The organism is Pseudomonas alkylphenolica (genome assembly GCF_016009175.1).
Classification (GTDB): domain Bacteria; phylum Pseudomonadota; class Gammaproteobacteria; order Pseudomonadales; family Pseudomonadaceae; genus Aquipseudomonas; species Aquipseudomonas alkylphenolica_B.
On record NZ_JADUCM010000001.1, the window covers coordinates 497,825 to 519,897 of the forward strand.

Sequence of the window (22,073 nt, forward strand, 5' to 3'; positions counted from 1 at the left end):
CTGCCGGGTTGGCGCCGATCACAGCCCACTCCAGGCCCGCAATGCGGCGAACGGTCGACGCAGCAGGTAATAGCCCAATACCACGCGTTCACCGTACAGGCGAGCAGTGCCATGAAGGCCCAGGCGCGCGTGTTCGGGTTGCCCCTCGATGCTGGCGAGCAGCCGGTAAGCCACCACGCCTTCTTCGTTGGTGCGCGCCTGGTAGCTGGTTTCCAGCACTTTGCCTTTCAGAGGCGTCAACGGGTAGGCGGTGAGGAACAGGGTGACTTCGGCACCGGGTTCCAGGGCAATGGCATCGGCGACCGGTAACTGGATCTGCATCGCCGGTTGCTGCGGTTCGGCAATCAGCAGAATCCGCTCCCCGGTGGATACCGGTTTGCCCAGCCAGTCGTTGGGGTCGCTGTACACCGCGACACCGGCCCGTGGCGAACGCACCTGAGTACGCTGAAGTTGCGCTTTGACCGCCGCAAGCTCCGCACGGCGCTGCTGCACCCGGCCATTCAACAGGGTCAGTTCGCTTTTGCTTTGCGGGTTGTCGAAAGCACGCTGGCTGGCGGCGGCGAGTTCCGCATCGGCAACCGCGACTTCCTTGCCCAGCACTTCGGCGCGGCTCCTGAGCGTGGTTTCATCCAGGCTGAACAGCAAGGTGTCCTTTTCTACCGGCTGATTGGGGCGGACCTGCATGCGCTCGATCACGCCATCAATGGGCGAGCTGATGATCATGGCTTCGCGCGAGACGATTTCGGCCGGGGCCAGTGCCGTCTGCCGCACCGGCACCAACAGCAGGGCCACGGCCACCGCCAGGGCGATCAGCAGCTGGCGCTTGCTGGGACGCCCGCGCCGCAAGCGGCGCGGGCGAGTGAAGCCGGCCCAGCAATGCGCCCAGGTGCGCCACAGGCCGTCGAACAATGGCTCAAGTGCCGCGGCCGGTGGTGTATCGAGCAGGAACACGACCAGGCCCAGGCGTTGCCCCTCGCGGTCATGCAGGGGGATACACCACAGGCCTTTGGGCCACCACTCGGCCCAGCCTTCTTCGATGTCTGGCGGTGGGGTGACGACATCGCGTCCCAGCCAGCGGGGCTTATCGTCCTCCAGCTGGTCGGCAATCCAGCGTACGGCACGCTGCAGCCAGACCAGGTAGGGCGAGTCTTCACTGGGACGGGCAAGGCCCGACACGCAGAGCAGATCGAGGCCTTGGCCTTGCTGCTGGAACACCAGCGCCTGGTGGTACTGCAGCAAGGGGTAGGGGTCGTTGGCGATGGAAAAACCCAGCGCATTGAGTGAATCGGCGGCCAGGGCTCGGTCGCGCAGGGCTGCAATGGCCAACAGCAACTGCGGGTGCGGTAATGGCTCACTCATTGCTGTCAGGGAACCGTGCAGTACCGCTCATGCCGGCGATCAGTTCCGGATGCGCCGCGTCCAGGCGCGCTTCCAGCTCCACGGTCTGCGCCACAGCGTCGACCCGCGCGTTGATCGCGCTGACATGGGCCGGGTAAGCCTTGCCGGTCTCGAGGATGTCGACTTCCAGCGCCTGGTCCTTCTTGAGCTTGGGCAGCAGGCTTGAGGGCACGTTGAGGCGGACCTTCAGCGCACCGTCACTGACCAGGTCGAACAGCGGGGTGCCGGCCGGTACCGTTTGGAAGGGCTTGGCATGCACCTTGGCAACGCGCCCGGCAAAGGGCGCCTGTACCACGCAATACCCGCTCTGGGCCTGGGCCAGGGCGCGCGCGCCGTCGGCCTTCTGCACCTCGGTGTTGGCCACCGAGACTTCCAGGTCACCGACGGCATCGAGTTTGCGCAAGTTGCGCTTGGCATCCAGGTTCTGCCGGGCCATGGTCAGCTCGGCGGCCGCAACCCGGGCACGGGCCTGGGCTTCGGCACAATCGAAGCGTGCCAGCACGGCGTCCTTGGCCACCGTCTGGCCAAGCGCCGCCTTGAACTCGCCAAGGGTGCCCGCCATCTGGCTGGACAGGGTGGTTTCCAGACTGGCCACCAACAGCACGCGAATCGTGCTGGGCTCGGTGGTGGTCAGGGCTGGCTGGGTATCATCGGCCAGCGCCGGGGTGAGGATCAGGGACAGTATCACTGCGAGCAAACTGCGCTCAGGGCTGTATGACATTCGGCGTTCCTTGCGTGCTAACGAGAAGATTGGCGCGTTCTTGATCATCCAGGGTCCGCTGGATTTCTCGGGCTAATGTCTTGATGTCGTGTTTTTCGATTTCCTTGGGCAGCGTGTCCAGGCCAACCGAGTTGTATAGCCGTCCCCAGGCCGCCTGGGCACTGGAGTAGGCCGCTTCGCGCTGGTAACGCGACAGCAGGTAGCGGCCCTCGGCACGTATCACCTCAAGCTCGGAGCCATAGGAGGTGCTACGGGCTTTTTCAGCGTAGCTCAGCAAACTCTGGTCGACCTGCAGGCTCTGGTCGGCGAACTCCACTTCCTGGCGGGCCAGTTGGTAGCGCAGGGTGCCGACCCGTACCTGGGTAAGGATAGCCATCGACAGTGCCACCCGGCGCATGTCGTCGGTCTTGGTCTGCGACTCGGCGGCGCTGTTGATCGATGGCAACTGCAGCAGACGCAACAGGTTCATCGAGACTTGCACACCGGTTTCGGTCCAGTCGTTGTTGTAGAGGTATTTGTTGGAGTCGTACTTGTAGCCATAGTCGAAGACGACGTTGGGCCACAGTTGCGCCTTGGCGATCTTCAGGTCGTTTTCGTTGACCCGCTTGCGGTACCACTCTTCCATGATTTCCGGGCGGTTCTGCAACGACAGCTGTTCAAGCTTGTCGATGTCCTGGGACATTGACGGCAGCGTCGGCTCCACCTGGTCGGCGAGGATCAGGCGTGAGCCCGGCGGCAACGACATCAGCGCCGACAGTTCGGCGCGGGCGAACTCAAGGTCCTGACGGCGTACGGTCAACAGGTAAATGGAGTCGAGCAGGGCGCGCTGATACGCCAGTACCTCCTGGCGTGGCAGCAAGCCCTGGGTTTCGGCCTGGCGCGCCGAGAGCAAGGCCTGGTTGGTGCGCACCAGCAAGCGGTCGACCTGAGGCATCAGGCGCTGTGCGCTGAGGGCGCGCCAATAGGCGTTGCGCACGTCCTGCAGGACGTTCTGCGCGACTTTGCGCCGACGTTCCTCGGCCATCAGGATCTGGTCGCTTTTCTGCTGGGTGCGGTAATAGGCCACGCCGAAATCCAGCAGGCTCCAGCTCAGGCCCAGTCCATAGAGCTGGCGATAGCGCTCTTCGGAGGTCGATGCGCGCAAGCTTTGCTGGCGGTCTTCGATACCGATCGAGGTGCCACCGGAGTCATTGTTGCGCCCGGCATACCCGGCCGAAGCCACCAGGCGCGGCAGCATCTCGTGGCTGGAGACATCACGCAGGTCGCTGGCCAGCGCGCTTTCCATCAGTTTCAGGCGGTAATCCAGGTTGTATTTCAGGGCCCGTGCCGCGGCTTCATAGAAGGTGATGGGCGTGGTGACGGGCTCCTGGTTCTCATACATCTGCGCCTGGTCGCGAAGAATCCGTTGCCGGGCTTCTTCCTCGGTGTACTCGACAGGCTTGGTCGCAGAGCAGGCGGCCAGCAATAAAGTGGAAGCGATGGCTGTACTCAATACCGTGTGTGGCAGTCTTAGCATGGTCTGTCCTTGTTCCTGGCTTATTCTCTTGTACGGTTGTCCATCGCCCGCAGGCGCTCGGCCGCTTCGCGCAACTGGGCACGGAAACCGGGTGCGGTGCGTGTTTCGGAAGGCGGTGGCAGCTGGGCATCGCCCTGGGTCATGTGCTCGGCGTCGGTGGCAAACACCGACGGGTCGGGCAGCAAGCCGTCGGCGCTGAGGCTGATGCGCGACTGGCGACCCAGTATCCACGCCAGGTCGTTGTCGCTGGCCTGGCGGCTGTCACGCACTGCGCCGCCGACAAACTGGCCGGGTATCAGGCCCAGGCGCTGGTTCAGCGTTTCACTGAGGATCTCCGGTACCCGGCCGTAGCTCAGGTTGCTGCCGTGGGCCGTCCAGCCGGACAGCTCCAGCGCACGCTCCTGGCGTTCGACCACCGGCCCGACGAATACCACCGGCTGTACGTCCGGCAGCGGCAGGTTGCGAAACGGGTCGATCGCGTCGCGGTCGAAGAACGGACCGGCCGGGGCGGGGATGAACGGGGCGGTGATATCCAGAGTAATGGTCAACTGGGCAAGGTCCGTGGCGCCGAGTCGGTCGCTGAGTGTGTAGGTGAAAACATCCTTGAGGACTTGGCCCAGACCCGCTGCGGCCAATACTTCAGGGTTGGTCAGGTCGATGCTGTAGGTGTAGCTGCCATCGGCGTTGATCACAAGTGTGCCGTAGCGTCCAGCCAGCGGCTGGCCGATGACACCGCTGGTACCGCCGCCATTTTCCGCACCGGTACGAATGCCGCTGACAGTCAACTGCTCGCCGCCATCGACATCGCTGTCATTGGGCAGCACGTTGCCGCTGGTCTGGGGGGCGGTGACCTGATCACTGGCAACGTTGCTGTCGTCGCGCGCAACCGGGTTGTCGTTGGCACCTTGAATCAGCACATTGAGCCGCGCCTCGGATTCCGCCCCGGCAGTGTCGCGCATGCGGTAGGTGAACACTTCGCGCAGGGTTTCGCCTGCGGTGCGCAAGGCCTGTACCGTCGGGTTGCTATTGTCTAGCAGGTACTGGTAACTGCCGTCGGCATTGAGCATCAGCTGGCCATAGCGGCCCACCAGCACCTGCCCGGCGAGGGCCGTGTTGCCGGTTTCACTGGTCACCGACAGCACCTGACGGGTTTCACCGAGCGCCGGACTGTCCACGTCGGTGTCGTTGTCCAGCACGTTGCCGGTCGGGTCCCGCCCCGGTTGGTTGTTGCCTACGCCACCGGCTTCGATGGCAATGGTGTCGTCATCCACGGCAATCGGCGTGTCGTTGCGACCGTCGATGGTAATGGTCAGTTGTGCAGCACCTTTGGCCTGGTGTGCGTCAATCAACGAGTAGGTGAAGACGTCGACCAGCACCTGGCCACTGGTGCGCAAGGCTTGCACTGCCGCCAGGCTGTTATCGACGGTATAGGTCCAGCTGCCATCGGCATTCATCACCAGGTCGCCATACTGTCCTCGCAGCACGGTGCCCAGTGTGCCACTTGTACCGGTACCCGTTTCGCTGCCTGTACGGATTGACGTGACCGTCAGGGCGTCATTTTCAAGATCGGTGTCGTTACTCAACACATTGCCACTTGGGTTGAAACCCGGGGTGGCGTTGTTCAGGCCACCAGCTTCGATCGCCGTAGCAGCATCGTCGATTCCGGCAGGTGGATCATTGCGGCCGATGACGATGATCGACAGTTGCGCCAGGTCCGTCAGCCCGCCAAGGTCGGAGACTTCGTAGGTGAAGTGGTCCACCAGCGTTTGCAGCAGGGCCAGGGCAAGGACATCCGGGTTGGTGCTGTCGACGGTGTAGGTGTAGCTGCCGTCGGCATTGATGACCAGCGTGCCGTACTGGCCGATCAGCACGTTGCCGACGGTACCGGCAACGCCTGTGCCCGCTTCAGGGCCGGTACGGATACCGGTGACGGTGAGCCGGTCGCCCTGGTCGACGTCGCTGTCGTTGGGCAGCACGTTGCCGCTGGGGTTGAGGGTCAGGCCATCGCCGTTGTCGGCCACGGCGATGTTGATGTTGTCACGGGCTACCGGTGCGTCCCAGGCACCCTGGATGGTGAGGGTCAGCTGGGCGATGTCCTCGGCGCCTGCAGCGTCGCGCATACGGTAACTGAAGACCTCCTGCAGAGTGTCGCCGGGCTTGAGCGCCTGCACAGCGGCCAGGGTGTTGTCGACCTGGTAGCGATAGTCGCCGTTGGCAAATACGGTCAGGGTGCCATAGGTGCCCTGGATCGCCTGGCTGACGCCGACGGTGGTGAACGCGCCACCCGCCGTCTCGCTGCCGGTACGGATACCGTTGACGATTTTGCTGTCACCGGCATCGACATCGCGGTCATTGGCCACCAGGTTGCCCGTGGGGTCGACCCCGGGCGTGCCGTTGTTGGTGCCGCCAGCTTCCACCGCTGTCGCGGTATCGTCCACCGCCAGCGGGTTGTCATTGCGCCCCTGGATGGTGATGGTCAGGTTGGCCGCGCTGAGGGCGCCCGAGAGGTCACGAATGGTGTAGGTAAAGGACTCGCTGAGGGTATTGGTTGCCGTGCGCAGTGCCTGTACCAGCGGATTGTTGTTGTCGACCAGGTAGGTGTAGCTGCCGTCGGCATTGAGGATCAGGCTGCCGTACTGCCCGGCAAAGCTGCTGCCCACCGTGCCGGCGCTCGGTCCCTGACGGACCGCGACCACAGTCAATGTTTCGCCAAAGCGGTCGACGTCGATGTCGTTGCTCAGCACGTTGCCGCTCGGGTTGATGCCGGGGCTGCCGTTGTTCAAACCACCGGCTTCCACCGCCAGCGCGTTGTCGTCGACGGCCACCGGGGCGTCGTTGGTGCCCTGGATGGTGATCGTCAACAGGGCGATGTCGGTGGCACCGGCGGTGTCGATCACGCTGTAGTTGAACGTCTCGACCAGGGTGTTGCCAGGGCGCAGGGCCTGTACCTCTGCCATGCTGTTGTCCAGGCGGTAGCTGTAGCTGCCGTCGGCATTGAGGGTCAGCCAGCCATAGGTCCCGCGCAGTTCAGTGCCCAGGGTGCCGGCAGTACCTGCCCCCTCGGTCGCGCCGGTGCGTACCGATGCAACCGCCTTGGTTTCGCCATAGTCGATCGGGTCGCCGGCCCCGCCATCGACATCGGTGTCGTTGGTGAGCACATTGCCCCGGGGGTTGAGGCCGCCGCTGGTGTTGTTGATGCCACCGGCTTCCACGGCGGTTGTGGTGTCATTGACACCGATCGGGTTGTCGTTCTGGCCTCGGATGACGATGACCACCTGCGCGCTGTCCGACTCGCCATCGCTGTCGGTGACGGTGTAGGTGAAGACCTCGATCAGCAGGTCATCAATGCCGCGCAGGGCTTGCACTTCGAGGTTGTTGTTGTCGATCCGGTAGCTGTAGGTGCCATCGGCGTTGATCGTCAGTGCCCCATAGCGGCCATTGAGCGCCGAGCCCACCACGCCTGCAGTACCGGTGCCGCCTTCCGGGCCGGTGCGTACTGCAGTAACGCTGACCGGGTCGCCATCGGGGTCGACAAACGTCACCTGACGGCCAGGAGCCGGAGGAACGCCGGGATCGAGGCCGGGCGTCTGGTTGGCGACACCGCCTGCTTCGGTGGCCAGTGCAACGTTGTCCTGGGCATGGGGCGGATTGTTGGCGCCGCGAATGATGATGACCAGCTGCGCTGTATCGGTCAGTCCCGCCGAGTCGACGATCTGGTAGGTGAAGATGACATTGAACGTCGCGCCACGGGGCAGGGCGATGATCGCATCGTTGACGCTGTTGACGTCAAAGCTGAACGAACCGTCGGGGTTGATGGTCAGGGTGCCAAAATCCTGGGCACTGGTCACCGGGACACCGGCGTCGGTCTGGGCGAAGGTCGCGGTGATGGTGACCGCACCGCCGGCCACTGCCGTCAATGCGCCGCCAGCCAGTTCCGGGCCATTGCGAATGCCGTTGACCTGCAGCACGGTGCTCGGCCTGTCAGCGCGGTCGACGTCCAGGTCGACGCCATTGCCACCGGGTTGGTCGATGGTGCCTGGCCGGCTGGGGAACAGGATGACGTTGCCGACCGGGTTGCTTTCGCCGGTATTGTTGTTGACGCCCGCTTGCGCGGTGGCCTGATCGTCGCTGGCCACCGGGTTGTCGTAGTTGCCGACAATGGTGATGCGCAGTTCGGCAAGGTCGTTCAGGCCCAGGGCATCGGTGACCTGGTAGCTGAAAAACTCGGTCAGGGTGTCATTGGGGCCCAGGCGCTGCACGGCGGTGTTGTCGTTATTGATGACGTAGGTGTAGTCGCCGTTGGAGCTGATCGTCAGCACACCGTAGGTGCCGTTGATACTGATGCTGCCGCCCGCCGGCACGTTGGTCAGTGGGCCCGGCACCGCTTCGCGCAACGGCCGCACGCCGGTCACCGACATGGTTTCGCCGTAGTTGATCGGGTCGCCGACGCCACCGTCGACGTCGTTGTCGTTGCTCAGCACGTTGCCGGTGGCATTGCTGCCAGCGACCGGGAAACCTGGCGGCGGCCTGTCGTTGGGTTTGCCGACACCCGTGTTGTTGACGCCACCTTTTTCAATGGCCGTGCCCACGTCATTCACCCCGACCGGGGCGTCGTTGGCACCGTGGATGACCACGGTCAACGTGGCACCGGACTGCAGGGGCGCGCCCCCCAGACCAATGTCGGCGATCCTGTAGCTGAACACTTCGGTCAACTGGTCGCCGGCCAGGCGCAGGGCCTGAACTTCGGCATTGTTGTTGTCGATGATGTACTGATAGGCGCCATTGGCGGAGAGCACCAGCTTGCCATAGCGGCCGGCGATCTCGATCGCACCGATGTTGGGCAGTGACAGCGTTTGACCCAAGGGGGAGGTGACCGAAATGACATTGAGCACATCGCCGTTGGTGGCGATGTCGACATCGGTGTCGTTGTCCAGCAGGTTGCCGCGCGGGTCGACGCCCGGGACTCGGTTGTTGGTACCCCCGGCCTCGGTCGCCGAGGCGTTGTCGTTGACCGCTACCGGCGCATCGTTGACCGGCGCAAGGTTGATCACCAGGAAGTCGCGGTCGGTGCGTGCGTCGGTCGGTTGGCCGGGTACGCCGTTGCCATCGAAATCGCCATAGTTGCCGAGGTCCGAGGTCACCACCTCAAGGAAGTCGTTGCCGTTGAAGTTCAGGTTGCCCAGGTAGCTCAGGCCGGCCAGGGTCGCGTTGATGTCGGCCAGGCGACCCACCAGCACCAGGGTGGTGGTGCCAGCACCGGTCACCGTCACCCCGGTAGTCGGACCGGTCAGCGACAGGGTGCCGTGCGTCACTGTCAGGGTGACCTGGATGGCACGGCCGTTGACGTTCGGGTTGCGTTCGGCATCGACATCACTGACGCTGATGCCGCCGATGGCCAGTGGCGTGTCCTCAAGGCCGCTCTGGAAGCCCGGCAGGCTGTTGACCGGTGCATCGTTGAGCTCGACATAGCCGGAGTTGGCCTGCGCCGTGGCACCTTCGCCGAGGGTCACCTGGACCTGGCCGAGCGTGCCACCGTCGGTGTCGATGCGCATGCGCAGTTCGCCGAACTGGACAATGCTGTTGACCGTGGTCGGTGCATCGAGGCGGTACAAGCCCGAGGGCAGCACGCCAAAGGTGAAGCGGCCGTTGCTGTCGGTGGTGGTAGTGAAGGTCTTGTCGTCACCATTGCCCAGCACGCCATCAAGGCCGGCCCAGATCAGGTTGATGGTCTGGTTGGGAATCGCCAGTTCGTAGGCCGGGGTGCCGGGTACCGGGTCGGCATCCGGGTTGGCATCGTTGGGCAGGGCGGCTGCGGTGCCGGTGTCGTTCCACAGGGTGCCGCTGATGATGCCCAGGCCGGCGCCTTCGCGCAGCACGTAGTTGTTCAGCACCGTGGCGTCCGGGCCGGGGCCATCGGCGCCCGTACGCTCGCCGTCCGCAGTGCCATCGGCACCGACGACGGAGCCGCCCCAGCTGGTGAAGGTTTCCGGCAGGCTGCTCCAGCTCAGGTTGGCGTCGCTGCTGGCGATGGCCGTGCCATTGGGCACATCGACGGTATACACCACACTGATGCGAGTTCCGATATCAATGCGCGCGATGTCGACGGTCAGCCCGCCGGTGGTGCTGAAGGTCACCCCGGCAGGCAGGTTGCCCGGGCCGAAGGTGGTGCCGCCGATGGTGATACTGACCAGGTTGTAGTTGGTGCCGGTGGGAAAACCATCGGTCAGGTGCACGTCGTATGCCGGCAGGCCGCCGCTGGCGGTGAAGCTGACCGAGACGGTGGCGTTGCCCAGGGCGGTTCCGGGGTTGGGGATGAAGTCGGTGACCTGCTTGTTGAAACCGGTAAAGCCGGCTTCGACGATGCGCTCGGTCAAAGTAAGGCTGGTGGCCCGCAGGTTGTTGTTGACCACATCCTGGACGGTGGTGCCGAGCACTACGCCGGCCTGGTTTTCGACGGTGTTGGCCACCCGCGCACTGAATTCGATGACCACGCCTTCGAGGTCGTCATCGTTGCCGTCGTCGCCAGAGCCATGGGCGCCGTTGACCAGATTGCCGAGGTTGAGGGTCACGGTCGGGTTGCCATTGCTATCGGTGCCGAACGAGACATACTTCGAATTGAGCACACCGGTCGGCGCGGCGCCAGAAAGATCGGCGTTTATAAACTGCGCCTCGGGGCTGTTTTCATTGCCCAGAATCTGCAAGGTGCCAGCGGTGATCAGGTCACTAAGATCGGTAACCAGGCCGCCATCGGAGATAAAACCAATGCGCATCGTGGCCAGATCAGCCAGCGTCAGGCCACGCCCAAGGGTAATGACCAGTTGGTAATTGGGGTTGTTGCCCTCAGGTACCAGAACCACGGCGCGATAGCGAATTACTTCGCCCACCGCGACCGTCTCTTGCAAGGCATTGGTGGGATTGGGCGCAGCGGTGTCCGACAGCCCGCCTACCCGCGACAACTTGATGCCCTGGGCCACCGGGATGATCAGGATGCTGTCGCGCCGGTAGTCGTCGACGACGCCGCTGTTGAGCAAGCCTTGCTGACCTGTACGTTCGCCCGCCGGGTCGGCCGTGGTGCTGCTGGTGCCATTGAGGCTGGTCCAGCGTACTTCGGCGAGGTTGTCGAAGGCGGCCACCGAGGCACCGCTGGCATTGACCGTACCGGTAATGCGCAGCACCAGGGTGCCGCCCTTGGCGATATCGATGTCAGCGACGTTGACCAGCGTGCGGCCGTTGGCATCGAGACTGAAACGGGCGGTGATATCGGTGGAGACGCCGTTGACGGTGTAGATCGCGCTGACCAGGGTCAACTGGTCCAGTTCGGGCGGCAGCACGCTGTTGAAGTTGATGTCGAAGGCGTCGTAGTCACTGGCGCCGTTGCCGTTGCGGATGGTGATGGTGTATTCGAGCGGGTCGCCCTGGTCGAAGCCGATTCCCGGCGGGGTGACCAGTTGCTGATCCAGTTGCAGGGTCGGTTCCTGAATGGTGATGGTCGGCTTGCTGCCGGTCAACGCCACATCCCGATCAATCGGCGTCGCGCCATTGGGGGTATTGCCGTCGGGGTCGCGGTAGTTGAGTGTTGCGTCGTTCTGGCGTACGCCGCCGCTCTGGTTGCCAATGACGTTGCTGGCCACCAGGCGCAGGCGGATCACGAAGCTGTTGTTGCCGGTGTTGTTGTCGCCAGTGGTGTTGGCCACGGAAAAAACGAACCGCGCATCGACGCCATCGGCACCCAGCGTACCGCCGGAGCCGCTCAGGCTGCCAACGGTCACGGTGCCGCCAAAGTTCTGCGCCAACAAGCCGCCTGCCGTGGTGATGATCTGATAACCCTGGCCATTGAAGCTGAGGTCCAGGCGCATGCCGGGCGGGATCAGGTCGTCGATGCGCAGGTTCTGCGTGCTGCCCTCGGGCAGGGTGACGACGATGTCGTAGAGCATGCTTTCGCCCACGACCAGGTTCGAGCCGGTGGTGTGGCTGGCACTGGAGTCGCTTTCGTCGAGGCTGCCTCCGGCGTAATTCTTGCTGATGGTCGGTGCGGCCACCTGCTGGCCGGCGATGTCGCTCAACGGCGTAGCGCCGAGGAAGTTCTGTCCGCCTTCGACACTGGCATAGCTGAGCAACTGCCCTGTGGTTTGCAGGGTAGCGCTGGCGGCGATGGTGGCGTTGACGTTTACCTCATAGGTAATCACCACCACGTTGGCGCCACTGTTGTCTGCCGCACTGCCCGGGCGACCGGCCAGCAGGGCGCCGACACCGGGGCCGTCAATGAAGGTGATGGTATTGGTGGCGTTGTTCACGGTGTAGTGAGTGCCCGCAACCAGCAGCGTGCCATCACCGCGGTAAATCTGCAGGTTGGCGGCAGACAGTGTGCCACCGACGAACGACAGTCCCGGCGGCAAGGTGATGCGCGTGCTGACGTCGTAGGCGTTGCCACCGCCGCTGTTTTCAATGGCGGTGGCCAGGCGCAGGCGGTCACTGGCGTCGATCCCGCTGACATCACCGTTAACGGCCGCAATATTGGGGACGCTGCCACCGAAGGGCACGCCGGTGGTGCCGGGCGGGGCCCAGGTGCCGGTGGTGCCGGTCACCGTGCCGTGGCTGGTGGAGACGACACCGTGGGTGATGTTCAGCACCGGTTCGGCGACCGAGGCGATCAAGGTCACGTCATCGGTGGTGAGCAGCACGCTTTTGTCGAGCGTGCGGGTCTGGCTGGACTCACCCAGGACGTTGAAGGCGCGCTGGTCGGCAAACGGCTGGTCACTGACGGTGAGGGTAAAGTCGATGGCCACACGGCTGCCATTGACCCCGGGATTCACGTAGTCGGCAAAGGTGAAGATGATCGAGTTGCCGGGGCCGAGGGTCACCGACGTCGGGCTGTTGGGGTTGGTATTGCCTGTCGCCAGGCGCCAGATGCTGTTGAGGTCGATGCCGGTCAGGTCGAACAGGGGCAGTGGCAGGTACGCGGTGAGCTTGAAGTTCTCGTAGTCACCGGTGACCAGGTCGTAACTCAAGCGGAAGGTGACGCGGTCACCAGGACGTAGCTCGGTGCCCGGGGCCGGCGCGCCGCCGCCGTTGAGGTCGGAGAGGTCGATTTGCACCTGGCTGGTCGGGATGACGGTGGTGGTCGTGGAGCTGTCGCTCTGGTTGTCACCGCTCAGGTTGAGTGCATCGAGCAGGACCGTGGCCGTGACGGTGGCGTTGTTGCCCAACGGGTCGCCTTCGTTGATTTCGCTGTGCGGGTTGCCGGCGGGCGGGGTGTAGCTCTGGCCGATCCGGGCCTGGTAACTGATCACCGCCAGGGTGGCGCCCTGCAGTGTGCTATCGAAGGCCAGGTCGCCATTGAGCCAGTTGGTGAAGAGGAAAGCGTCATTCAACGACTGGGCAATGTCGAAGGCCATCGAGGTACTGCCGTCGGCATTGACCACCGTGGTGCTGACCAAGGTGATGGTTTCGGAGACGCCGTTGATCTGCACGGTCAACGTGGCGGTGCCGGGCACCAGCGTCTGGCCGTCGCTCAGGCGGTCGGCAATCACGAAACTGCCATTGCCGAAGAAGGTCTGGCCAAAGGCAAAATAGTCGGAGATGGCAATGTTCAGGTTGTAGGTGAGGGTATCGCCGGGGCTGATCCCGGCAGTGCCGACGTCAACGCTGACCACCACCTGTTTTTCCAGGGTAATGGACTTGGCGATAAAGCTGACATCGTCGCCCTGGCCGGTGAAATTGATCTGCCCGTTGGTGGCATCACGCGGGTCCAGCGGTACCCAGGAACCGGACGCAGTGGGCGCGTCGAAGGTGATGGTGACATCATCGCCGGTCACCGGATTCAGGATCGGCGCACCGTTGGCGTCGTCATCGGGCACGAAAAACTGCACGCTGGTGCTGGTCGCCGCACTGAGGGTCGGGTAGAGAACGGTGAACGATTCGACATACACATCGTTGTTCAGGTTGCCGTCGTTGTTGAGGGCAAGCGTCGCCTGGATCAGCGCCGGGTCAGTGATGGTACGGCCGTCATACAAGGTAAGCGAAGTCAGGGTGCCGCCCGCACCCGGAGTAATGGTCTTGACAATGACGTTGTCCGGCACCGGCTGGGTGACGCTTACGTTGGTCAGGGTCTGGCCATTGGCCGGAGTGATGGTGGACGTCAGGTTGCGTTCGAAGTTCGGGCCGGTGGCCGTCTCGCCTTCCGGCGTGGTGACTATCTGGTCGACGGTAATCACTGTCGGGTGCACCACGTAGCTGTCGGCGTTGGCGGCAGGCTCGAGGATGCTCGGGTCGGTGGCCGGGTTGTTCAGCGAGTCGTTGCCGTACTGGAAGCCGCTGCGGGCACGGATGGTCAGGTCCGGCGTCGAGCCGGTAAACGAAAAGTCGGTATCGGCCAGGTTGCTCAGGGTTGCCGTCACTTGTACCGGAATGGCCGGCTGGCCCTGGGTGACGCTGGCGAACGGCAGTTCGACGACCACCATCTGGTCGCCTGCGCGCATGCCGAAATCGGCGGCATTGATGATCAGCGGCTTGCCATCGGTGCCCACCGCCAGCGGGTGGCTGGCCTGGCCGTTGGCGTCAAAGGTCAGCACATGGGTGACCAGCGACTGGCCCAGGTAGGTGGCCGAGACAAAGGTAATCCCGTCATCGATTTCGGCCCCGGCGCCGTCCTTGCCGGTGGCCGGGAAGAACAGGTCGATAAATGGCGCATAGCCAGCGTCGCTGGTGTTGTTGGTGAAGGTCACGGTGAAGGTAAAGGTGTTGCCCAGCAGGACATCGGCACCACCGCTCAGGTCGGTGGTGGGGCCGGCGGCCAGCAGGCGGTCATAGCCGGCCATCGCGGTGCTGGACAGGGCAATGGTCTTGTCCAGCAGGCCATTGCTGACCTCCAGGTTCCAGTCGCCCCCGACGCGGGTGCTGCCGGTGTTGTCATCGGAGGCGCCGCCGGCGGCGCCGGTCCAGCGCGCCAGTTCGTCAACCAGGGTTCGGCCGTCCTTGCCTTCGCCGACCTTGCAGCCATACAGCTGAATGTCGGCGCCTTCGCTCAACGACTGGCTCCACTGGCTCAGCGGCTGGGCATATTGGTCGATATTGCTGGCGGTCAGGGTGGTCTTGCCGAGGGTGAATTCGCCGGACGCGCCGTGAGACAGGATCTGAATCGAATCGACCTGGCCCAGCTTGGCCAGGGCGCTGGAGATCGCCGCCAAACCGTCCTGGTTGGCTTCCACCACCAGCACCTCGACGTTGTCGGGCAGGTTGGCGGTGAGCTGTTCACGGCCTTCGATACGGCTGTCGAGCACCAGCAGGTGACGCGCCGCTGAAGGCTGCTGGCCCGGTTCACTGCGGGCATCGGTCGGCGTGGCGTGCGCAGTGTCGGTTTTACCGGCGTCGCCGTTGTCCTGATGCTGCTGATCCGCCGCAGCCGTAGCCGCTGCGCCATCAAACAGAATGCGCGGCTCCAGCGCCAACGCCTGGCGTTGGGGCCTGAATGCCGCTGGAACTGCAATTTGGATCCGGGTCGTCATGTCCACCTCACCACACAAAGCTCCATTGAAGGACCGCTTTGAGCCCTGTAACCGTTCTGTAGTAGCGACGGCTGCTTGTTCCCTGGCCTGATATTTCTGCCCGTTGGCAGCGGCCAAAAGGGAGAACATGCGCTGTCGAATCATTCGCAACATAGAGAGCCTAGACGGTTTTTTTTACATCGTATGAATCTGCTGACAGACGCGTACTACAGCGTTGCGTTGCCTATTTGGCCATCATCCATTTGAGTGGGTCGAAGTGATTGCCAACCTGACAGGTACAAGGACAAAACGACGACTATCCTGACCTTGCCGTTCATCCGGGTGGCAAAGGATTCTGGCTGGAGCAAAGGTTATGGGGAGTTGGATACAGCGCGGGTTTCTGGGTGTGTTTGTGCTGCTGTGGTCGGTTGTTTACATGCCTGGCGTTGTGGCACAAACCGACCCGCACGACGGGGCGGCAGTGACGGCTCCGGCGGTCGAACTGAAAGTGGCCAACCGCAGCATCATGACTTTTCGTGCTACCTGGCTGGGTGAAGCCCCCGAGGCACGGGTGCAACGGGCGCGAACGGTGATCAACGAGATGCTCGCGGGAACCGAAGAGCTCAAGGTGCACCTCGACACGATCCAGGACACCTATCTGGTACTGCTGGGCGGGCGGCGCGCATTCATTGTCACCCCCCAGGACACCGATCCGGACGTGAGCGTTGCCGAGACCGCTGTACAGGCGGCAAAACGCCTCGAACAAGTGGTAGAGGAGTCGCAACAGGCGCGCAGCGTGCGCTTTCTGCTGATTGCAGGTGGCTTCAGTGTGGTCGCGACCTTGCTGTACCTGGGCTTGCTGCGCCTGGCCGCCTACGTGCATCGCAAGCTGCTGTCGTGGCTGCCGAAGAAGATCCGCCGCCATCATGATGTGCTCAAGGTCGGCGAGACGCCCTTGCTCGACACCAGCAACCTGTACCCGCTGATCCGCCGGCTGCTGGCATTGCTGTACTGGTCGGTGGTGGCGCTGCTGACCTACGAATGGCTGACGTTCGTGTTGCAGCGCTTTCCCTACACCCGGCCGTGGGGCGAAAGCCTCGACCATTACCTGCTCAACCTGGTGAGCTACCTGCTCGATGCGATCGTCAGCGCCATTCCGGGGCTGGCGATTGCCTTGATGATCTTTTTCATTGCCCGCGGCATCAGCGCCTTCAGCAAGCGGGTGCTGGACAGGCTGGCCCGGCCCGGCACCATCAGCTGGCTCAACGACGAAACCCTGCAACCCACTACCCGTTTGACCTCACTGGCGATCTGGCTGTTCGCCCTGGCGATGGCTTACCCCTACCTGCCGGGAGCCGGGACCGAGGCGTTCAAGGGCCTGTCCGTGCTGATCGGCCTGATGATCTCACTGGGTGCATCAAGCGTGGTCGGGCAGGCAGCGGCGGGGTTGATCCTGACCTACACCCGCACGCTGCGTCCGGGCGAGTTCGTGCGTATTGGCGAGCATGAAGGCACCGTGACCGAACTGGGCATGTTCACCACCAGTATCCGCACGGGGCTGGGCGAGGTGCTGACCATTCCCAATTCGATGATCACCGGCGCGGTGACGAAGAACTACTCGCGGGTGGTGCAGGGGGCAGGGTACGTGGTCGATACCGTGGTCACCATCGGCTACGACACGCCCTGGCGTCAGGTGGAAGCCATGTTGCTGGAGGCAGCGCGGCGCACAGCGGGCATATTGGAAAAGCCCCGGCCCCAGGTGTTTCAGACCGCGCTCTCGGACTTCTATCCTGAATACCGGCTGGTGGCCCAGGCCGTGCCGAGTGAGCCGCGACCCCGCGCCGAGTTGTTGAGCATGTTGCACGCCAACATCCAGGATGTGTTCAACGAGTACGGCGTGCAGATCATGTCGCCGCACTATCTGGGCGATCCCGAGCAGGAAAAACGCGTACCTCAGGATCAATGGTACGCCGCGCCTGCACAGGCTCCTGAACAAACAAGGGGCGAGCCATGATCGATTTCTTCGTCCATGCACTGCGTGCCGACCCGGAGATCGCCGTGTTCCTGGCCATCGGCCTGGGCGTCCTGGTCGGGCGCATACAGATCGGCAGCTTTCACCTGGGATCGGTAGCCGGGGCCTTGTTGATGGGGTTGATCATCGGCCAGGTCGGCCTGGAGGTTCCTCACGAACTCAAATCGGTGTTTTTCGTGCTGTTCATCTATGCCGTCGGCTTCAAGAGCGGGCCTGAGTTTTTTGGCTGCCTGAACCGCGGCAGCCTGAAACTGGTGCTGTTTTCCGTGGTGCTCTGCGCCACGGCGCTGGGCGCGATATTACTGATGAACGCGATTTACCATTTCGATGCAGGGTTTACCGCAGGGCTGGGGGCCGGTGCGCTGACCGACACTGCCATCATGGGTACCGCCAGCAGTGCCATAGCCCAGCTGGGCATTGATGATGCGGCGAAGAATCAGCTCTACAGCCACATGGCAGTTGCCTACGCCATCACCTATGTGTTCGGCACCGTGGGCCTGGTCGTGTTTGTCGGCACCATTGCCCCCAAGCTGCTTGGCGTGGACTTGCGCGCCTCGGCCAGGGAGCTGGAACTGGAGCTGGGTATTGCCAGCCAGGAAGACATGACCAGCATTCCCTATACCCGCATTGTGGTGCGCGCTCACCTGCTCACCGACAGTGCGGCGCAGGGCATGACGATCAGCGCGCTGGAGCACCTGCACCCGAGCATCACCATTGAACGGGTCGTGCGTGACGCAACGGTGCATGAACGTGACCCGGCGATGCTGCTCAAGCAGGGTGACATCGTCGGGGTCTATGCCTTGCGCGAAGATGTCGGGCAGCTCGGTCAATGGCTGGGTGCCGAAATTGATCACCCGGAGGCGCTGTCGTTTCCCACCCGTTCGGCCGACATTGTGCTGACCAATACCCGCTTTGCCGGCAAGACGGTGCATGACATCCGGGCGGCGCTGGTGGGGAATGCGCGCCTGGGGTGCTTTATCGACAGCATTACCCGCCAAGGCCTGGCATTGCCGCTGCTGCCCAATACCGTGCTGCACAAAGGTGATGTCATTGCCATCACCGGGCGCACCAGCAGCGTGATGATGCTGGCGGCCCAACTGGGGCGGGTGCGCGAGCGCAGCTACAAAAGCGACATTGCCGTGCACAGCCTGGGCATGGTGCTGGGTGCGCTGCTGGGCATGGTCTCGGCCCACATCGGCATGATTCCCATTGAGCTCGGAGTCGGCGGCGGCGTGTTGTTGGTGGCGCTGCTGATCGGCTGGTACAACTCCCGTCACCCGGAGTTCGGCGCCTTGCCGCAAGCGGCCCAGTGGGCGTTTTCCGAGTTCGGCCTGACTGCGTTTGGCGCGGTTGTCGGCCTGCTGGCCGGGCCGCCGGCGATTGCCGCGATGCAGAACGAGGGGGTGGCCTTGCTGATCTCGGGGGTGGTGGTGACCTTGCTGCCGCCGTTGGTGTCGCTGTATTTCGGCCGTTATGTGTTGCGGTTGCACCCGATGGTGCTGTTCGGCGCCCTGGCCGGTGCGCAGACCGAGGCTGCGTCGATGAACAAGATTATCGAGCAGTCCGGGAGCAACACGCCGGTGATTGGTTTTACGGTCTGTTATGCCATTTCCAATGTGTTACTGGCCGTTTGCGGGCCAATCATCGTGTACATCGCCAGCTGACCTGTACAGTTGGCGATAAGGATTATTTCTTTTTTGCATGCCCGCCGAGATTGCGGCAAAAACATGCACTAGGCTGCACTGCGCAGCCGGTAGCAGTACGAACTAAAAAAAGCCCGGCAAAGGGCAAGTTGAATCGACCGTGGAGCAGGGAATGGGGCGTGAGACGTCAGGAACGCGTGTGCTGTTGCGAATTCGGCAGTGGGCACGGTTTGGGGTATTGCTGACAGGGTTTTGCAGCCTGTACCCGGTTTGGGCAGACGACACGACCAGCACGGCACGCGAGGCTGCTCAGGCCGCCCCGGCCGAAGGCTATGTCGCTGCAGCCACCTGCCTCGGTTGCCATGCCGCAGAAGCCGCGCAATGGAAAGATTCCGATCACGGCTGGGCCATGCGTGAAGCCACCGGCACCAATGTGCTGGGCAACTTCAAAGCGGCGCGCTTCGACGAGGCCGGGGTCAAGGCCAGGTTTTTCCGCAAGGGCGAGCGCTTTTTCGTCAACACCGAAGGTGAAGACGGCAAACCGGCAGACTTCGAAATTCAATACACCTTCGGCCACTATCCGCTGCAGCAGTACCTGGTGTCGCTGCCGCGCGGGCGGCTGCAGGCGCTGACCATCGCCTGGGACAGCCGGGACAAGGCACAGGGTGGCCAACGCTGGTTTTCGCTGTACCCGGGCCAGCGATTTGCGCCCAACGACCCTTTGCACTGGACCGGTCGCTACCAGAACTGGAACGGCATGTGCGCCGACTGCCACTCGACCCGGCTGCTGAAAAACTACAACGACCGCGACGACAGCTTTGCCTCCACCTGGCAGGAGCAGAACGTCGGCTGCCAGAGCTGCCACGGCCCAGGCAAGGCCCATGTCGACTGGGCCAAGACGGCCAAACCCGGCGAGAAAAACTACAGCTCGGCGACCGACACAGGGCTGACCGTCGATTACAAGGCACTGGGCAGCCAGGGCCTGGTTGAACAATGCGCCTTCTGTCACAGCCGCCGGCAAACCCTCGGGGTCGGTCAACTGCCGGGCCATCCGCAACTGGACCAGAGCCTGCCGGCGACGCTGCGCACGGGCCTGTACCATGCCGACGGCCAGATCGACGGCGAAGTCTACGAATATGGTTCATTCACCCAGAGCAAGATGTACGCCGCAGGGGTAGGGTGCACCGATTGTCACAACCCGCACACCAACAAGGTGAAGATCGAAGGTAACGGGCTCTGCCTGCAGTGCCACAATAGCCAACCGCCAGTGGCGCGCTTTCCCAGCCTGCAAGCCAAGGACTATGACAGCCAGGCACACCACCATCACCAACCAGGCACGCCGGGCGCCCAGTGTGTGAACTGCCACATGCCGACCAAGACCTACATGGTGGTCGACCCGCGGCGTGACCACAGCCTGCGCATTCCACGCCCCGACCTGGCCAGCAAAGACGCCAGCCCGGACGCCTGCACCAGTTGCCACACCGACCAGAAGCCGCAATGGGCCGCGACTGCCATCGAAGGCTGGTTCGGTACACCTCAACGTCCACCGCACTACGGTGAGAACTTCCACGCGGTGCGCAGCGGCCAGGGGGTGGCCTTGAGCGAGCTCAACGCACTGCTCGCCGACAAAGGCAAGCCGGCCATTGTGCGTGCCACGGCGGCCCAGCAGATGGCCGACCTCGGCCAGCAGTCGGTGATCAGCCTGGGCTGGGCCTTGAAGGACAAGAGCGCGCTGGTGCGCGCCTATGCGGTCTCCGGGTTTTCCAGCGTGCCGCCTGAACAGCGTCTGCAGCCGTTGCTGCCGCTGCTCAAGGACCCGACCCTGGCCGTGCGCGATGAAACCCTGCGGGTACTGGCCGATGTCCCGGCGCAGCAACTGCCCGCCGAGTCGCGCGAAACCTTCACCAGCATGCTTGCCGACTACGAGAAACGCCTGCGCGGCAATGCCGAACTGCCTGGCGGCCGTCTTAACCTGGCGGTGCTGTTGAGTCGCCAGGGACGCACCGGCGAAGCGATGGAGGAGTATCACCAGGCGCTGAAACTGGACCCGTACTTCGTTCCGGCACGGGTCAACCTGGTGACCCTGGCCAGTGGCTCGCAGCAGCTGGACGAAGCCGAGCGCCTGCTGCGTGAAGGGCTGGCGCTGGAAAAAATGCCCGCCACCGACCACGGTAACCTGGCCTACATGCTGGCCTTGTTGCTGGTCGAGCAGGGCAAGCTCGACCAGGCGCCGCAGTGGATGGAAACGGCGGCGCAGGCGTTGCCGCAGAACACCCGTATCCGCTACAACCAGGGGCTGCTGCTGTCGCGACTCAACCGCCGCGATGAAGCGATCAAGGCCCTGCAACAAGGGCTGGCCCAGGCGCCGGAGGACACCGACCTGCTGTATTCGCTGATTTATCTGCATGCCCTGGCGGGGGAGCGCAGCGACGCCTACGAATATGTGCAACGCATGCGCAAGGTGGCGCCGGACGACCCGCGGCTGCAGGCCATCGAACCCTACTGGCAGAAACCCTGAGGCAGGCTAATTATTTGACTCTTCAAGGCATTCCGGGGGGCGGTGGGGGTGTGTTGGGTCGGGTTGGCGAGCTTATCCATTTGATGTGGCGAGGCTTCCGGCCCCTTCCGCCTTTACGGCGGCCTACTTTTTTCTTGGAAAAAGTAGGCAAAACCGCCTGCTCCTGCATACGGCCCTACGCTACGCTCCGGGTCCCTTCGCTCCGGTGCCCTCCAGGGGCATCGCGGCCTACGACTTGCTTCGCCAAGTCTCCGACTCGCGAACTTCGGCTACGGCCGAAGGGTGCTGCGCACCAGCCCCCTCCAGACACCTCCACTCAGCCTCCTGAAGTCGCAAAAGCAATCGGCAGCGCCGATACGGGCGCATCTTCGAAATCAAAACATGGACTGGCTGTTGATCTTGATCCGGCTTTTGATCTTGATCTTCATGCGCGCAAGTTCAGTCGCCGCAGACTGCGACTTCAGGAGGCCGAGTGGAGGTGCCTGTAGGGGCAGTGCGCAGCACCTTCGGCGTAGCCGAAGACGCGAGATGTAGACTTGGCGAAGCAAGTCGTAGGCCGCGTGGCCCCGGAAGGTGCCGGAGGGAGGGGACCCGGAGCGAAGCGTAGGGCCGTATGCAGGAGCGAGCGGTTTTGCTGGTTCTGTCCCTTGGCAGCAGACGCCAAGAAGCTGGGCGTTAAGGCTTGCACTTTAAGTCCTTTGCAAAAGCGTTCGGTGAGCGATAGCCCAGTGCTGAGTGCAGCCGACAGCTGTTGTAAAAACC

At 63.4% G+C, this 22,073-nt stretch carries 7 protein-coding genes; 3 read left to right on the forward strand and 4 right to left on the reverse strand.

Features of this window, described 5'->3' with window-relative positions:
* Positions 1–18 precede the first annotated feature (18 nt).
* From I5S59_RS02200 to I5S59_RS02215, 4 genes are read right to left on the reverse strand one after another with little or no spacing between them, the layout of a single operon-like run.
* Positions 19–1,359, reverse strand: a complete 1,341-nt coding sequence (locus I5S59_RS02200; protein ID WP_197875194.1) for an efflux RND transporter periplasmic adaptor subunit — start codon at positions 1,357–1,359, stop codon at positions 19–21.
* A complete protein-coding gene (locus tag I5S59_RS02205; RefSeq protein WP_197875195.1) occupies positions 1,352–2,119 on the reverse strand; it encodes an efflux RND transporter periplasmic adaptor subunit in 768 nt (255 codons plus the stop codon). Before I5S59_RS02205 ends, I5S59_RS02200 begins: the two co-directional genes overlap by 8 nt.
* Entirely contained in the window at positions 2,103–3,635 is a 1,533-nt protein-coding gene (locus tag I5S59_RS02210) for a TolC family protein (protein ID WP_197875196.1), read from the reverse strand. The genes I5S59_RS02205 and I5S59_RS02210 overlap by 17 nt, the downstream gene beginning before the upstream one ends.
* 20 nt (positions 3,636–3,655) lie before the next feature.
* Positions 3,656–15,139: a VCBS domain-containing protein gene (locus I5S59_RS02215; protein ID WP_197875197.1), complete on the reverse strand. Its 11,484-nt coding sequence runs from the start codon at positions 15,137–15,139 to the stop codon at positions 3,656–3,658.
* A gap of 352 nt (positions 15,140–15,491) precedes the next feature.
* On the opposite strand from I5S59_RS02215, the gene I5S59_RS02220 reads away from it, so the two are divergent.
* The 3 genes from I5S59_RS02220 (at position 15,492) to I5S59_RS02230 (ending at position 21,311) form a co-directional block, all read left to right on the forward strand.
* Positions 15,492–17,132, forward strand: coding sequence for a mechanosensitive ion channel family protein (locus I5S59_RS02220; RefSeq protein WP_197875198.1), 1,641 nt, complete (start codon positions 15,492–15,494; stop codon positions 17,130–17,132).
* A complete protein-coding gene (gene aspT / locus I5S59_RS02225; RefSeq protein WP_197875199.1) occupies positions 17,129–18,814 on the forward strand; it encodes an aspartate-alanine antiporter in 1,686 nt (561 codons plus the stop codon). Before I5S59_RS02220 ends, aspT begins: the two co-directional genes overlap by 4 nt.
* A 238-nt stretch (positions 18,815–19,052) precedes the next feature.
* A complete protein-coding gene (locus I5S59_RS02230; RefSeq protein WP_420066431.1) occupies positions 19,053–21,311 on the forward strand; it encodes a tetratricopeptide repeat protein in 2,259 nt (752 codons plus the stop codon).
* The last annotated feature ends 762 nt before the right edge of the window (positions 21,312–22,073 follow it).

Coding starts and splice junctions, on each gene's coding strand:
- I5S59_RS02200 (WP_197875194.1), bottom strand. CDS start 1,359: ATGAGTGAGCCATTACCGCACCCGCAGTTGCTGTTGGCCATTGCAGCC.
- I5S59_RS02205 (WP_197875195.1), bottom strand. CDS start 2,119: ATGTCATACAGCCCTGAGCGCAGTTTGCTCGCAGTGATACTGTCCCTG.
- I5S59_RS02210 (WP_197875196.1), bottom strand. CDS start 3,635: ATGCTAAGACTGCCACACACGGTATTGAGTACAGCCATCGCTTCCACT.
- I5S59_RS02215 (WP_197875197.1), bottom strand. CDS start 15,139: ATGACGACCCGGATCCAAATTGCAGTTCCAGCGGCATTCAGGCCCCAA.
- I5S59_RS02220 (WP_197875198.1), top strand. CDS start 15,492: ATGGGGAGTTGGATACAGCGCGGGTTTCTGGGTGTGTTTGTGCTGCTG.
- aspT (WP_197875199.1), top strand. CDS start 17,129: ATGATCGATTTCTTCGTCCATGCACTGCGTGCCGACCCGGAGATCGCC.